16 protein-coding genes are annotated in these 13,443 nt (G+C 64.9%); 3 read left to right on the top strand and 13 right to left on the bottom strand.

The features are described from left to right. Positions 1-9: 9 nt before the first annotated feature. Genes FVF75_RS11925 through FVF75_RS11890 form a run of 8 tightly spaced genes read right to left on the bottom strand, consistent with a single transcriptional unit; the run spans position 10 to position 5,270 of the window. Complete coding sequence (locus FVF75_RS11925; RefSeq protein ID WP_148378201.1) at positions 10-879, bottom strand: DUF2189 domain-containing protein; 870 nt, start codon at positions 877-879, stop codon at positions 10-12. After that, positions 873-1,076, bottom strand: a complete 204-nt coding sequence (locus tag FVF75_RS11920) for a hypothetical protein (protein ID WP_148378200.1) — start codon at positions 1,074-1,076, stop codon at positions 873-875. Before FVF75_RS11920 ends, FVF75_RS11925 begins: the two co-directional genes overlap by 7 nt. Further along, positions 1,073-1,942, bottom strand: coding sequence for a cytochrome-c oxidase, cbb3-type subunit III (gene ccoP, locus FVF75_RS11915; RefSeq protein ID WP_148378199.1), 870 nt, complete (start codon positions 1,940-1,942; stop codon positions 1,073-1,075). The genes FVF75_RS11920 and ccoP overlap by 4 nt, the downstream gene beginning before the upstream one ends. After that, positions 1,939-2,127 carry a cbb3-type cytochrome c oxidase subunit 3 gene (locus tag FVF75_RS11910; protein ID WP_222861225.1) on the bottom strand — a complete coding sequence of 63 codons (189 nt, stop codon included), beginning with the start codon at positions 2,125-2,127 and terminating at the stop codon, positions 1,939-1,941. Before FVF75_RS11910 ends, ccoP begins: the two co-directional genes overlap by 4 nt. After that, positions 2,124-2,909 (bottom strand): cytochrome-c oxidase, cbb3-type subunit II, encoded by a 786-nt coding sequence (gene ccoO, locus FVF75_RS11905; RefSeq protein ID WP_148378198.1) that lies wholly within the window; start codon positions 2,907-2,909, stop codon positions 2,124-2,126. Before ccoO ends, FVF75_RS11910 begins: the two co-directional genes overlap by 4 nt. A 4-nt stretch (positions 2,910-2,913) precedes the next feature. Continuing rightward, complete coding sequence (ccoN, locus tag FVF75_RS11900; protein ID WP_148378197.1) at positions 2,914-4,566, bottom strand: cytochrome-c oxidase, cbb3-type subunit I; 1,653 nt, start codon at positions 4,564-4,566, stop codon at positions 2,914-2,916. 30 nt (positions 4,567-4,596) lie between these two features. Further along, the gene (locus FVF75_RS11895) at positions 4,597-5,040 is read right to left on the bottom strand and encodes a CBS domain-containing protein (RefSeq protein ID WP_148378196.1); all 444 of its coding nucleotides are present in this window, start codon (positions 5,038-5,040) and stop codon (positions 4,597-4,599) included. 38 nt (positions 5,041-5,078) lie between these two features. After that, positions 5,079-5,270, bottom strand: a complete 192-nt coding sequence (locus tag FVF75_RS11890) for a hypothetical protein (RefSeq protein WP_148378195.1) — start codon at positions 5,268-5,270, stop codon at positions 5,079-5,081. Between the two features lie 340 nt (positions 5,271-5,610). Here FVF75_RS11890 and FVF75_RS11885 point away from each other — a divergent pair, with 340 nt between their 5' ends. Genes FVF75_RS11885 through FVF75_RS11875 form a run of 3 tightly spaced genes read left to right on the top strand, consistent with a single transcriptional unit; the run spans position 5,611 to position 8,610 of the window. Further along, positions 5,611-6,693 (top strand): efflux RND transporter periplasmic adaptor subunit, encoded by a 1,083-nt coding sequence (locus FVF75_RS11885; protein ID WP_187393053.1) that lies wholly within the window; start codon positions 5,611-5,613, stop codon positions 6,691-6,693. A 10-nt stretch (positions 6,694-6,703) separates the two neighbouring features. Further along, the gene (locus tag FVF75_RS11880; protein ID WP_148378193.1) at positions 6,704-7,909 is read left to right on the top strand and encodes an ABC transporter permease; all 1,206 of its coding nucleotides are present in this window, start codon (positions 6,704-6,706) and stop codon (positions 7,907-7,909) included. Continuing rightward, positions 7,906-8,610 carry an ABC transporter ATP-binding protein gene (locus FVF75_RS11875; RefSeq protein WP_148378192.1) on the top strand — a complete coding sequence of 235 codons (705 nt, stop codon included), beginning with the start codon at positions 7,906-7,908 and terminating at the stop codon, positions 8,608-8,610. The genes FVF75_RS11880 and FVF75_RS11875 overlap by 4 nt, the downstream gene beginning before the upstream one ends. A 57-nt stretch (positions 8,611-8,667) precedes the next feature. Here the strand turns inward: FVF75_RS11875 and phoB are convergent, their stop codons facing one another. Genes phoB through pstC form a run of 5 tightly spaced genes read right to left on the bottom strand, consistent with a single transcriptional unit; the run spans position 8,668 to position 13,435 of the window. Beyond that, positions 8,668-9,357: a phosphate regulon transcriptional regulator PhoB gene (gene phoB, locus FVF75_RS11870; RefSeq protein ID WP_148378191.1), complete on the bottom strand. Its 690-nt coding sequence runs from the start codon at positions 9,355-9,357 to the stop codon at positions 8,668-8,670. Positions 9,358-9,360: 3 nt separating this feature from the next. Beyond that, the gene (phoU, locus tag FVF75_RS11865; RefSeq protein WP_148378190.1) at positions 9,361-10,068 is read right to left on the bottom strand and encodes a phosphate signaling complex protein PhoU; all 708 of its coding nucleotides are present in this window, start codon (positions 10,066-10,068) and stop codon (positions 9,361-9,363) included. Between the two features lie 3 nt (positions 10,069-10,071). Next, positions 10,072-10,833: a phosphate ABC transporter ATP-binding protein PstB gene (pstB, locus tag FVF75_RS11860; protein WP_217353182.1), complete on the bottom strand. Its 762-nt coding sequence runs from the start codon at positions 10,831-10,833 to the stop codon at positions 10,072-10,074. Positions 10,834-10,883: 50 nt separating this feature from the next. After that, the gene (pstA, locus tag FVF75_RS11855; RefSeq protein WP_148378188.1) at positions 10,884-12,212 is read right to left on the bottom strand and encodes a phosphate ABC transporter permease PstA; all 1,329 of its coding nucleotides are present in this window, start codon (positions 12,210-12,212) and stop codon (positions 10,884-10,886) included. Beyond that, positions 12,209-13,435 carry a phosphate ABC transporter permease subunit PstC gene (pstC, locus tag FVF75_RS11850; protein ID WP_148378187.1) on the bottom strand — a complete coding sequence of 409 codons (1,227 nt, stop codon included), beginning with the start codon at positions 13,433-13,435 and terminating at the stop codon, positions 12,209-12,211. Before pstC ends, pstA begins: the two co-directional genes overlap by 4 nt. Between the last annotated feature and the right edge of the window lie 8 nt (positions 13,436-13,443).

Genomic DNA, 13,443 nt, shown 5'->3' with positions numbered 1-13,443 from the left:
GCGCGGCGATCACGCCGGGCTGATGAACACCCGTTCGGACTGCTCCGGCGGCTGCCGGATGGCGCGGTAGGCGTGCCAGGTGCCGTGGCCGACCAGCGGGAAGACGATGATCAGGCCGAGAAGACCCGTCAGCACCGACAACGCGAACAGGCCCAGCACCAGCGCGCCCCAGACCAGCATCACGCCGAGGTTGTTCCATACCATCGCCATGCTGATCCCCATCGCCGACAGCGCATCCACGTCCTCGACCAGCAGCATCGGCACGGAAAACGCGCTGATCGCGAAGGCGAAGGCGGCGAAGAGCGCGCCGACCGCGCCGCCGACCAGCAGGATCGCCCAGCCGGTGGGCGTGAACAGCAGCATCGGCAGGAGTTCCTGCGTGCCGGGAAACGGTTTGATCCCGAAGAACAGGGCATAGATCAGAACCGCGGCCCTGATCCACAGGGTGAACAGCATCAGCAGCACCACCCCGAGAAACACCCCCTGATAGCGCGACCGCGGCCGCAGGAAGATCATCTGCCAGAACCGGGTTTTTTTGCCGCGCTCGATCCGGCGGCTTTTCACGTAGAGCCCGTTGGCCAGCACCGGCCCGACGACCAGAAAGCCTGCCAACCCCGGAAACAGGAAGTGATCCAGTTCGGTCCGGATCAGCCCGGCGACCACGGCAAGCGCCACGGCAAGGATCATCAGCCCATAGAGCAGACTGGGCAGCGGGTTGGTCCAGAGATCATTCCAACCGGCCCGCAGCCAATCCAGAGCCGCCCGCGCCTCAAGCCCGCGCGCATGGGGCTTGTCGCGTGGCAACGGGGGCACGACCCTGGGCAGGCCTTCGGGCGTGTCGGGAAGCGGATCGGGCTCGGCGGGAATGTCGCTCAGCATGACGGTTTCGCCGCGCGGAAGGTGGCGGCGCCTTCGGATGGCGTTTTCAGATGCGGCACGCAGGCCGGTTGGCTGTCGAAGGCGACAGCGAAGAGGTGGGCATTCGCCGCGACGAAGCCGCCGAGGATGGCGCTTGCCAGAAGGGCGCCCAGTAGGCGGCCCCGCGTCCAGAACGGTTGGCGGGCGGCTTCGGTCATTGCGCTTGCCCTTTCAGGTCTTGGATATAGGCGGCGAGGATCTTGCGGTCGGCCAGGTCGAGGCGGCCTTCCCAGGCTGGCATCCAACCTTCGCGCCCCCTGAGGATGGTGGTGAAGATCGCCGCGTCGTCGCCGCCATAGATCCAGTGATCGTCCGTCAGGTTCGGAGCGCCAAGGTCGGTGTTGCCGGTGGCCGCGTCGCCGTGGCACGAGGCGCAATTGTCCATGAACAGCACCTGTCCCTCGGCCAGCCGGTCCGGGTCGGCCCCGGTTTCCATACCCGAGAGGGACTGGACATAAGCGGCCACCGTCCTGATCTCGTCGCGCGACAGGATTCCGTCGAACGACAGCATCTGCGCGAACCGCGTGTCGGGGTGGTCGGCGTTGATGCCGACGCGCAGGGTCTCAAGCACCGCCTCGGCGTCGCCGCCCCAGAGCCAGGCGTCATCCACGAGGCTGGGGTAGCCCGGCCCACCTTGTCCCTGCGCACCGTGGCAGGCGGCGCAGTTGTCGCCAAACAGGGCCGGGCCGGTCTCGGCGACCTTGGCGGAAAGATCGGGGTCGGCGCGGATGTTCTCGACCGTCGCCGCGGCGATCCGATCCCGCCACGGCGCACGCGCCGCGCGCAGATCGGCCACCTGCCGCTCGACCCGCTCCTGCTGGTCGATGCCCAGGATGCCCTTGGTATAGCCGGTGATGCCCGGCCAGGCGGGCAACAACACCCAGGCGATCAGGGCATAGAGATGCGTCACCAGAATGAACCACCAGATCACGCGCGGCACGCGGGTGTTAAGCTCGGTGATCCCGTTCCACTCATGCCCTGTGGTCTGGTGGCCGGTCAGCGGATCGCGCTTCTTGACGCTCATCGCGGCTCCTCCCCGGTCAGCGGTCCGTCCTCATCCTCGAGGATCGCGTGTTTGGCGTGGGTGAAGCGCGCGCGGTTGCGCGGCCAGAAGGCATAGACGCAGATGCCCACCGACATCGCGATCAGGTAGAACAGCCCGAACGACTTGGCGATCGCGACCACGGCGTCATGTGACAGGCCCATCATTGCGCCGCCTCCATGTCGGCCTCGATCGCCGCGGTTTCGATCCGGCTGGCGGCGTCGGTCAGCTTGCCGAGGATCTGCAGATAGGCGACCAGCGCGTCCATCTCGGTCAGCCGCGCGGTGTCGCCATCGAAGGGTCGGATCTGGGTCGCCTCGCCGTAGCGTTCGGCCACGCCCCCGGCGTCGTCGCTGTCGGGGTTGGCCTGTCCGCGCGCGTCACGCTCGGCATTTTCGATCATCGCCGCGTCATACGGCACACCCACCTTGCCGAGCGCCGCCAGCCGCGCCGGCAGGCTTTCGGTCTCAAGCCGCCGCTGAGCCAGAAAGGCATAGTGCGGCATCACCGATTCCGGCACCACGGCGCGCGGGTCGATCAGGTGGGCGACGTGCCAGTCGTCGGAATACTTGCCGCCAAGGCGTGCAAGGTCCGGTCCGGTGCGCTTGGAGCCCCAGAGCATCGGGTGGTCGTATTTGCTTTCCACCGCCAGCGAATAGGCGCCGTAGCGGTCGACCTCGTCGACCAGCGTGCGGATCATCTGGCTGTGGCAGGCATAGCAGCCTTCGCGGATGTAGATGTCGCGCCCGGCCTGTTCGAGCGGCGTGTAGAGGCGCATGTCGGGCGCCTCCTCGACGGTTTCGTCGATGGTGAACAGCGGCGCGATCTCGACGAACCCACCGATCATCGCGGCGAAGATGATCGCCAGCGTCAGGCCGATCGAGTGCTTTTCCAGCCGGTAATGCCCGGCCTGGATCGGATAATAGAGTTTCTGAAGCCACCGAATCATGTCATCACTCCGCAACCGGAACCGCGGGCTCGCCCGCCTCGCTGTCGGTCGGCACGTCGCGGGCCTTGGCCTCGTGCCCGACCTCGCGGATCGTCATCCAGATGTTGTAGCTGCCGACCACCGCGCCGGTCAGGAACAGCAGGCCGCCGATGGCGCGCGCGATGTAGTAGGGGTGCATCGCCACCAGCGTATCGACAAAGGAATATTGCAGCGTCCCGGCCTCGTTATAGGTGCGCCACATCAGCCCCTGCACAATGCCCGAGTTCCACATCGCGAAGACGTAGATCATGGTCCCCGCCAAGGCGAGCCAGAAGTGCCACTCGACCAGTTTCCAGGAATACATCGTCTCGCGCCGCCAGATCATCGGCACCGCGGCATAGATCGCCCCGAAGGTGATCAGCGCCACCCAGCCCATCGCCCCGGCATGAACATGCGCCACCGTCCAGTCTGTGTAGTGGCTGAGCGAGTTGACCGGGCGGATCGCGAGGAACGAGCCTTCGAAGGTCGACAGGCCATAGAACACCGCCGCCACGAACATGAAGCGCAGCGTGGCGTCGTCGCGCACCTTGTGCCAGGCTCCGTTCAGCGTCATCAGCGCGTTGCCCGCGCTGGCCCAGCTTGGCACCAGCAGCATCACCGAGAACGTCATGCCAAGCGTCTGCACCCAATGCGGCAGGGCGGTGTAGTGCAGGTGGTGCGAGCCGACCCAGATATAGAAGAACGTGATGCCCCAGAACGACAGGATCGACAGCCGGTAGGAATAGATCGGCCGGTTGGCGCGCTTCGGCAGGTAGTAGTAGAGCATCCCCAGAAAGCCCGCGGTCAGGAAGAACGCGACCGCGTTGTGGCCATACCACCATTGCGTCATCGCATCCTGAACGCCCGAGAACAGCGAATAGCTTTTCGCCGCCGTCAGTGACGCGGGCATGGCCAGGTTGTTGATGATATGCAGCACCGCCACGACCAGAATGAAGGCGAGGTAATACCAGTTGGCGACATAGATATGCGGCTCATTCCGGCGCGCCAGCGTGCGGATGTAGAGCACGAAATAGGTGACCCAGACGATCACCAGCCAGATGTCGGCATACCATTCGGCCTCGGCGTATTCCTTGGACTGGGTGACGCCCATCAGATAGCCGCTGACCGCCATCACCACGAAAAGGTTGTAGCCGATGATCACGAACCACGGTGAAACCTGCCCCGCCATCCGCGCACGCGACGTGCGCTGCATCACATGCATCGAGGTGGCGATCAGCGCATTGCCGCCAAAGCCGAAGATCACCCCGGTCGTATGGACCGGGCGGACGCGCCCGAAGCTCGACCAGGCGGCATCGAAGCGCGCTTCGGGATAGGCCAGCATCCAGGCCACCCAGTCGCCCACGCCCATGCCGATCACCGCCCAGACCATCGCCAGAACAAGCCCCAGCTTGATCGGATCGTCGTAATAGGCGCGGCGGCGATCCTCGGTCGGTTCGGGTGCGAACAGCCCGCCGCCGACCACGAAGATCAGGCCAAGGCTGACGATCAGCACGATGAAGCCATGCACCCCCATCGCGTCCCCCGCGCCCAGAGCGGCCATCGCAAGCCCCGCCAGCGCCGTCAGCACCAGCAGCACCAGGGACCATTGCCGCTCGGCGACGGTGAATTTCGCTATCATCCGCACTCTCCCATCTGGTGCGCCCGAGGCTCAGCGGTAGCCAAGGCTCATCGCGTAGTCGCGCAGCAATTCCTCTTCGTGCCGGACCTCCTGCAACAAGGTCTGGAGCGCATCGCGGGCGTTCAGAACCCCCAGCGCCGCGCCGTTGCCGTCCAGCACGGGAAGGTTTTTCAGCCCCCGCTCACGCATCACCTGCCAGGCCTCGTTGAGCCACGCGCCGGGCGTGGTCGTGACCACGTCGCGCGTCATCGCGGCTTCGATCGGGGCGGTGCAGCTTGCGCCTGCGCAGCGCCCGGTCATGCGCACAACGTCGGTCTTGGTCACGATGCCGACCAGCCGATCCTCGCCCGGCGTGCACACCAGCACGATGTCGCGCTCGCCATCGAGCAGGCGCGCAGCCTCGAGCAGCGCGGCCTGCGGCGTGATGCAGGTCAGGCGCGCGCGGATCACGGGCAGGAGTTTTTCGACCAGCATCCATCACCTCCTATCGGGTCGACGTTGTTGCCATGTCCTCACCCCACATCGCCGCGCGTCGCCTTGCGAGGAGCCTCGAGACTGATCGCGATCGGGTCACTGGCCGGGAACGTGGCGTCGAGCGCGGCGTCGAGCAGGGCATCCAGCCGGGCCCGGTCGGCGGCGACGGTGTCGGCATCATTCTGCACCTGTTCGGGGCCGATATCGATTCGGGGGTCGGTCTGTAGCATCGCATTGTCCTCCGGCGCCCCTTCCGCGACGGGATAGGCGCATTTGGCGCCGCGCGGCGCCGGCGTGTTGGCACGTGAACGAATTGGTATTGCCAATGCCGATTAGGGTAGCGCGATCAAATTGACATTTCAAACTCGAATTTCATAGCCGCAGAAAAGCGCCCATCGGTCGCACGCCGATATTGTCATGGTTCTCGCAGGTGATCCGATTGCGAAGATGCCACGTAGACATAGCAAGAAGTTCGGCCGACATGATCTGCGCACCTTTTGTTTGACCTGGCAGATTGATCGCCGGGCCGGGCTCCGGAAGTGCCCAACCGTTTTGAAAGTCCTCGTCCAGATGTCTTCTTCCCGCCTCTATCTGCGTTTGCGCCGTCTTGCCGTTCTCGTGCTTCTCGTGGCCATCGCGGGCGGCTATGCGTGGTGGGCTAAGCCCTGGGTAACCAAGCCGGTGCAGATCACCGTCGAGACCGTGACGCCCGGACCCGCTTCGCAGGTGTTGGCGGTGAACGGCCAGATCGTTCCCGGCAACAAGGTCGACCTGGGCGCTCCCGTTGCAGGACAGGTGCTGGAAGTGCTGGTGAAGGAGGGCGACGCCGTGACGAAGGGGCAGGCGCTCGCCCGGCTGGACGATACCTCTGCCCGTGCCGCACTGGACCAGGCCCAGGCCTCGCTTGAATCGGCCCGGATCGACGCGCAGGCCGCGAAGACCAGCTACGAGCGGGCGCTGGCGTTGGCCGCAACCGTGTCGGCGCAGGCGCTCGATAGCGCGCGTTTCTCGTCCGAGGCCGCGGCGGCCAGGGTTCGCCAGCTCGAGGCGGCGCTTGCCCAGACCCGCCAGCAGCTTTCGCTCTATCAGGTCAAGTCGCCAATCGCCGGAACCGTCCTCGGCGTGGCTGCCGAGATGGGGCAGGTGGTCGGCACCGCCTCGGCGCTGTTCACCGTCGGCGACCTTGCGGCGCCGCTGGTCGAGACGGACGTGGACGAGGTGTATGGTGCCTTGATGAAGAGCGGGCTGGAGGCCCTTGTTGCCCCGGTCGGCAGTCAGGACGAGATGGCGGCGATGGTGTCTTTCGTCGCGCCCACGGTCAACCCCGACACTGGCGGGCGAACCGTCCGGTTGAGCTTCGACGCGCCGCTGCAAGACGTGCTGCCGAGCGGATTGACGATGTCGGTCAACATCGTGGTCGACACCTACGACGAGGCGATAGCCGTGCCACGCACGGCGATCCGCGACCTTTTCGGCAACCCCTATGTGATGCTCGATGACGCGGGCACTTCGCGCAGGGCGCCGGTCCAGGTGCGGATCTGGCCCTCTGATCGGCTGATCGTCACCGAGGGGCTGGCCGCCGGCGACCGGGTGATCACCGACCCGCAGGATGTGGGCGACGGGGTCGCGGTCGCGACCGAAACCGGCGCGTGAGGGCAGACCCGTGCTTTACCAATTCAAGATCGGATGGCGCTATCTGACCTCGAACCTGATCCAGACCGGGTTGCTGGTTCTGGGTGTCGCGGTTGGCGTTTTCGTGTTCGTTTTCATGAGCGCGCTGATCGGCGGGCTGGCAGTCTATCTCATTGACCAGACCGTTGGCGACATTTCGCACGTCACCGTCTCCGAGCCGCCGCTGGCCCCCGCCCAACTCTACCCGGAGAGCGCCGGGGCGCTTTACGCCATTGAAAACGCCACCGGGCGCGAAGCGACGTTGCGCAACACCACCGAGGTCATCGCGACACTGGCGCAACTGCCCGGGCTTGTTGCCGTTTCGCCGCAACTGGTGGGCAACGGCTTCGTGACCCGCGGCGCAGTCGTCAATCCTGTCACCGTGGTGGGGGTCGAGCCCGACAAGGTCTCGGCCATCGCCGATGTTGCCGCCAACCTCGTGGCAGGCCGCGCGGACCTGCCGACCGGGTCGGCACTGATCGGCCAGAAGCTCGCCACCGATCTCGGTGTCGACGCCGGCCAGGGGCTGAGGCTGCGTTCGGATCAGGGCGTGGACATGACAATGACCATCATCGGTGTGTTCGAGTTCGGGGTCGCCCCGCTCGACGAACGAACGGTTTACGTCAACGAAAAGACGGCGCGTGGCCTGTTCGACCTGCGCCACGGCGTAACCCGGATCGAACTGCGGATCGACGATCTGTGGGCCGCACCGAGCTTTGCCGCCGAAGTTGCGGCGGCGACCGGGCTCGAAGCCACGCCCTGGACCGAAAGCAACGGGCAGTTGATCTCGGGTCTCGACGCGCAGGCCCGGTCGGGCGACATCATCAAGGGGTTCGCGTTGGTTACGATCGTGATCGGGGTGGCCAGTGCGCTGCTCCTGTCGACGTATCGGCGCCGCTCGGAGATCGGCATCATGCGGGCGATGGGGGCGTCGAAAGGCTTTGTTGTGATGGTGTTTCTGACCCAGGGTGCCCTGATCGGCCTGGTCGGCGGGCTGTTCGGCGCCGGGCTTGCCTGGCTTGCGCTCTCGCCGTTTCCACCGCCGGGCCAGATCGAGGCCGGCGGCTTTCCGATCGACGTGTCGCAGGGCGGCTTCGGCCTCGCCGTGGGGCTCACGCTTGTGGGTGCATTGGTTGCGTCGATCCTGCCGGCCCGAGCGGCGGCCAAGGTCGATCCGGTCTCGGTGATCAGTCAATGAGCGCGCCCGAGGACATCGTGGTCATCGAAGGCATGACCAAGAATTTCGGCTCGGGCGACGCCACCCAGAAGGTGCTGAAAGGCATAGATCTGTCGTTGGCCAAGGGCAGCCTTGCGGCGCTGCAAGGCCGCTCCGGCTCGGGGAAATCCACGTTGCTCTCCATCCTCGGCACCCTGATGAAGCCGACGGCCGGACAGCATGAGATGCTTGGCCAGGATCTCGGACGGATATCGGAACGCGACCTGACCGAGTTTCGCAACCGCCACATCGGTTTCGTCTTTCAGTTCCACCATCTGTTTCCCGACCTGACCGCGCTGGAAAACGTGATGTTCCCGTCCGCGATGCACATGGGCCGCGAGACCCGGGCGGCGCGGCGGCGGGCGGCCGATCTGCTCGTGCGGGTTGGGCTTGAGGACCGGATCGGCTTTCGGGCCACGGCGCTTTCGGGCGGTCAAAAGCAGCGCGTCGCCATCGCGCGGGCGCTGATGAACACGCCGGAACTGGTGCTGGCCGATGAGCCCACCGGCAACCTCGACCGCGAATCCGCGGACCAGGTGATGGACCTCGTGCGCGAAATCAACGCCGAGGATCACACGACCTTCCTGATTTCGACACACGACGAAAAGATCGCCGACGGCTGCCGGCGCCAGATTCACCTGGACGATGGACAGATCGTGGCCAGCGCCCCGCCGGCAAAGTGATGTTCGGTTTCGAGAAAGACGCCGTGCTTGCAGAAGGCATCCGCCACGGCGCCCGCGTCACCCAAGCGCGTAGCCGGTGCCACGCACGGTGCGGATCGGGTCCGGGCCACCATGTTGCGCCAGTGCCTTGCGCAGCCGTGCAATGTGAACGTCGACCGTGCGCGCATCCACGAATATCGCGGGGCCCCAGACAAGATCGAGCAGTTGCGCGCGGCTGAAAACGCGACCCGGCTTTTCCATCAGCGTGAGCAGCAACCGGAACTCCGTTGGCCCCAGCTTCAGGTCCAGATCGGACCGACTGGCCCGATGGCGCTCGGGGTCGAGGGTGATGTCCCCGAATGTCAGGACCATGCCTGCGGCGGCCGGACGGGTGCGCCGCAACTGCGTGCGGACACGGGCCATCAGTTCGCGCAGGGAATAGGGCTTGATCACGTAATCATCCGCGCCGGTATCCAGGCCGCGCACCGCATCGACCTCTTCGGAACGCGCGGACAGCATGATGACCGGAATGTCGCGCGTGTCGGAGCGGGCCTTGAGTTGACGGCAGACTTCTATCCCGCTCATCCGAGGCATCATCCAATCCAGAATGACCAGATCGGGCATGACCTCTGCGATCGTCATCATGGCGTCTTCACCATTCTCGGCGCTGACCACCTCGAAACCTTCGGCCTCCAGATTGTAGGTCAGAAGCTCCCGCTGCGCGCGCTCGTCCTCGACCAGCAGGATCCTGGGCGGCATGAGGGACATCGTTCAAACCTCGGTTGCTGATGACGTGGTGTCGGCCTTCGGGCGCGGCTCGTCGGGGTGGTTGCCGGTTACCAGATAGGTGACCTGTTCGGCGATGGATGTCACGTGATCGCCCATCCGCTCCGTGTTCTTGGCGATGAAGTGCAGATGCATGCAGGCGGTGATGTTGCGCGGGTCTTCCATCATGAAGGTCAGCAATTCGCGAAACAGCGCGTTGTATATCTGGTCCACGTCTTCATCGCGCGCGATCACATCGGCCGCCAGGGCTGCGTCGCGCTGGACATAGGCGTCCAGCGCGTCTTTCAGCATCGCCTCGACCAGCCGGGTCATGCGCCGGATCGAGGCCCCGCTGTCACCGACCGGCGCCAACTGCGACAGCACACCGGTGCGTTTGGCCATGTTCTTGGCATAGTCGCCGATCCGCTCGAGGTTGCCGCTGATCTTGATCACGGTCAGGATCAGGCGCAGATCAACGGCGGTTGGCGCGCGCAGGGCGAGTATCCGCGCGGCGCGCTGGTTGATCTGGTGCTCGAGCTCGTCGATCGACCTGTCACGCTCACGCACATCGCGGGCCAGTTCCCCGTCGCGGGTTTCGAGTGATTTGGCAGCCAGGCGAATGGCCTCCTCCACCAGGCCACCCATCTTCATGATCTGCGCCTGCACCGCTTCGAGATCGCGATCGAAGACCGACGAGATGTGTTCCTCCTGCATGATCTACCCAATCCTTCCAGTGATGTAGTTTTCGGTCCGCGGATCTTCGGGTGAGGTGAATATCCGGTCGGTCTCACCGAATTCCACCAGACTTCCAAGGTGAAAAAAAGCTGTTTTCCGGCTGATCCTCGCGGCCTGCTGCATCGAATGGGTGACGATCACCACGCAATAGCTTTGCCGCAAATCGTCGATCAATTCCTCGATCTGGGCGGTGGCAACGGGGTCGAGGGCCGAACAGGGCTCGTCCATCAGCAGCACATCCGGCGCCGTGGCAATGGCGCGCGCGATGCACAGCCGCTGTTGCTGCCCCCCCGAGAGCCCGGTTCCCGGCGCGTCGAGCCGGTCCTTGACCTCGTCCCACAGTGCGGCCTTTCGCAACGCATCCTCGACGATGCCGCTCGTCTCTGCCCTGGTTCGGGCCAGACCGTGAATTTTCGGGCCGTAAGCGACATTGTCGTGGATCGATTTGGGAAACGGGTTGGGCTTCTGGAACACCATCCCGACCTTCGCGCGCAACTGCACCGGATCGACCTTGCGGTCATGGATATCCTCATCATCAATGCGGATGCCGCCCGAAACACGGCAGGTATCGATCGTGTCGTTCATCCGGTTCAGGCAGCGCAGAAAGGTGGATTTCCCACATCCCGACGGCCCGATGAATGCGGTGACCGAATTCGCGTCGATGTCGACGCTCACATCCTTGACGGCATGGGTTTCGCCATAGTGCACATTCACGTGCCGCGCCGATATTTTCAGTTGCGTCATGGTGTCGACGCGTTCCGCGAGATGGGTGTCTTTCATGTTCGGCTCCGTTCTTACCAGCGTCGTTCAAACCGACGGCGCAACAGGATGGCCGCCGCGTTCATGGCCAACAGGAACACCAGCAGCGTGATGATTGCGCCCGAGGCCCGCTCGACGAACCCGGGGTCTGCCCTTTGGGTCCAGTTGAAGACCTGCACCGGCAGCGCCGTCGCGGCCTCTGCGAACAGCCCGGCCTCATCGGTGTAGGCGGCCGGATAGTCGCGCACGAAGGCCACCATCCCGATCAGCAGCAGCGGCGCGGTTTCCCCCAGAGCCTGCGCAAGTCCGATGATGGTACCGGTCAGGATGCCGGGGGCGGCAAGTGGCAGGACATGGTGGAACACCGCCTGCATCCTGCTCGCCCCGACGGCCAGTGCGGCATCGCGGATCAAGGGCGGCACCGATTTCAGCGCCGCGCGCGACGAGATGATGATCGTCGGCAGCGTCATCAGCGTCAGCACCAACCCGCCAACCAGCGGCGAGGACTGCCGCAGCCCGGCGAAATTGATGAAGATCGCAAGCCCCAGGATACCGAAGACGATCGAGGGCACGGCGGCCAGATTGCTGATGTTCACCTCGACCAGGTCGGAAAGCCGGTTCCTCGGCGCGAACTCCTCGAGATAGATCGAAGTCGCAACCCCGATCGGCAGGGCCAGCACCAGCACCACCAGCATCATGTAGAGCGACCCCAGGATCGCGACGCCGAGGCCGGCCGCTTCCGGGCGCTGGTCGCTGGCGTCGGGTGCCGTCAGGAACCGCCGGTTGAGCCGCGTCTCGATCACGCCGGCATCCGCAAGACCTTGGGCAATCCGCAGCGCTTCCGGCGAGGTGTTGGCGTCCAGCGCCGCGCTTTCCAGTGTCACCCGGCCTTTGAAATACCCGTCGATGCGGCCTTCGGCCAGCACGTCCAGGGTGACGCTGCCGCCGATCAGATCGGGGTTGGCCAGGACATGATCGCGCAGGGTTGCGGCCGCCTCCTTGCTGATGATCTTGCCGACATCGGCGGCGGACAGGGATGTCGTGATCCCCGACTGCTCCATTGTGCGCAGCAGGGCATCCTGCAGCAGCGGGGCGTAGCCGAATGTCGTGACCTTCGCCATGACCTCGGGGTCGCGCGTACCGGACTTGTCCAGTTTCGCCTCGGGCAATGAGATTTCCAGCGTGATGTAGGTCTGGCGAAAGGCCCCGATCCCGCTGGAGACAACCGAGGACAGCAGCACCACCAGCGCCAGAGCCGCAACGCTGATCGCCCCCAGCCCATAGACGCGAAACCGCGCTTCGGCGGCGTTGCGTCGCCGGGTGCGCGCATCCTGCACCAGCAGGGAATGCGACCGCGCGGTCATTCGTAGTGCTCCCGGTATTTCCGCACGATCACCAGCGCCAGCACGTTCAAACCCAGCGTCAGGACGAACAGGGTGAGCCCGAGGGCGAAGGCGACCAGCGTTTCGGGGCTGGCAAATTCGGTGTCGCCGGTCAGTTGGCTGACGATCTTGACGGTGATCGTCGTCATCGCCTCGAAGGGATTCAGCGACAGGCGCGCGGCGGCTCCGGCCCCGAGCACGACGATCATGGTCTCGCCGATGGCGCGGCCGGCCGCCAGCAGGATGGCCCCGACGATGCCGGGCAGGGCGGCCGGGATGACCACATTGCGGATGGTCTCGGACCGGGTTGCGCCCAAGGCCAGCGAGCCGTCGCGCATCGCCTGCGGCACGGAATTGATGATGTCGTCCGACAGCGAGGATACGAACGGGATCAGCATGATGCCCATGACCAGCCCGGCGGTCATCACCGACGAGGCACTGTCGCCCAGCCCAAGGGGTTGGGCGAAATGATCGCGCAGCAGCGGACCCACGGTGATCAGGGCGAACAGCCCGTAGACGATCGTCGGAATTCCGGCAAGGATTTCGATCATCGGTTTGGCGACGCTTCGCATCCGTTGCCCGGCGTATTCCGACAGATAGATCGCCGCAAACAGACCCACCGGCACCGCGAAGGCAAGCGCGATGAAGCTGACGTAGAGGGTGCCCCAGAGAAGCGGCAGGATGCCAAGTGCGCTGTTGCCGCGAAAATTCGGGGCCCAGTCGGTGGAAAAGAGGAAATCGCGCCAGTCATACTGCCGAAAGAACTGTGTCGCTTCGAACAGCATCGACCACAGGATGCCGATGGTCGTCAGGATCGCGATGGCCGACGCGGCGATCAGCAACGATTTGATCCAGGCCTCGGAAGCCACGCGGGCACGGAAACCGGCCGAGGACCGCAGGATTGCGTCGATGCACCCGATTGCGGCAACGCTCAGTACCAGCCAGAAAATGGATCGGACCGAAAGTGTTTCAACGCCTTGCCGAAGGCCGATCGAGCGGACAAGAGACAAGGCGGCAAAGCTGCCAACCGCCGGGATGAGAACGCTGAAAAAAGCATTCGTTCCATGGGCGCGGGGCTGGGCTGCCAAGGTGCCGAAGTTGCTGCCTGCCGTAGCATGCGCCCGCGCGGTGGCGGCGACGTATCCGAGGATCGCCAGACCGACCACAAGCACGGGCAACGAAAAGATCGCGTCCAAAATCCACATCAAGGCAG

Origin of the sequence: Maritimibacter fusiformis (genome assembly GCF_008086115.1) — a bacterium.
Lineage (GTDB): Bacteria > Pseudomonadota > Alphaproteobacteria > Rhodobacterales > Rhodobacteraceae > Muriiphilus > Muriiphilus fusiformis.
The sequence above is the reverse complement of the archived record's forward strand: the minus strand, read 5'-3'. Positions and strand labels throughout refer to the sequence as shown.

Bases quoted from the DNA above. Each gene is read 5' to 3' on its own strand.
- FVF75_RS11925 (WP_148378201.1), bottom strand. From the start codon at position 879: ATGCTGAGCGACATTCCCGCCGAGCCCGATCCGCTTCCCGACACGCCC.
- FVF75_RS11920 (WP_148378200.1), bottom strand. From the start codon at position 1,076: ATGACCGAAGCCGCCCGCCAACCGTTCTGGACGCGGGGCCGCCTACTG.
- ccoP (WP_148378199.1), bottom strand. From the start codon at position 1,942: ATGAGCGTCAAGAAGCGCGATCCGCTGACCGGCCACCAGACCACAGGG.
- FVF75_RS11910 (WP_222861225.1), bottom strand. From the start codon at position 2,127: ATGATGGGCCTGTCACATGACGCCGTGGTCGCGATCGCCAAGTCGTTC.
- ccoO (WP_148378198.1), bottom strand. From the start codon at position 2,909: ATGATTCGGTGGCTTCAGAAACTCTATTATCCGATCCAGGCCGGGCAT.
- ccoN (WP_148378197.1), bottom strand. From the start codon at position 4,566: ATGATAGCGAAATTCACCGTCGCCGAGCGGCAATGGTCCCTGGTGCTG.
- FVF75_RS11895 (WP_148378196.1), bottom strand. From the start codon at position 5,040: ATGCTGGTCGAAAAACTCCTGCCCGTGATCCGCGCGCGCCTGACCTGC.
- FVF75_RS11890 (WP_148378195.1), bottom strand. From the start codon at position 5,270: ATGCTACAGACCGACCCCCGAATCGATATCGGCCCCGAACAGGTGCAG.
- FVF75_RS11885 (WP_187393053.1), top strand. From the start codon at position 5,611: ATGTCTTCTTCCCGCCTCTATCTGCGTTTGCGCCGTCTTGCCGTTCTC.
- FVF75_RS11875 (WP_148378192.1), top strand. From the start codon at position 7,906: ATGAGCGCGCCCGAGGACATCGTGGTCATCGAAGGCATGACCAAGAAT.
- phoB (WP_148378191.1), bottom strand. From the start codon at position 9,357: ATGTCCCTCATGCCGCCCAGGATCCTGCTGGTCGAGGACGAGCGCGCG.
- phoU (WP_148378190.1), bottom strand. From the start codon at position 10,068: ATGCAGGAGGAACACATCTCGTCGGTCTTCGATCGCGATCTCGAAGCG.
- pstB (WP_217353182.1), bottom strand. From the start codon at position 10,833: ATGACGCAACTGAAAATATCGGCGCGGCACGTGAATGTGCACTATGGC.
- pstA (WP_148378188.1), bottom strand. From the start codon at position 12,212: ATGACCGCGCGGTCGCATTCCCTGCTGGTGCAGGATGCGCGCACCCGG.
- pstC (WP_148378187.1), bottom strand. From the start codon at position 13,435: ATGTGGATTTTGGACGCGATCTTTTCGTTGCCCGTGCTTGTGGTCGGT.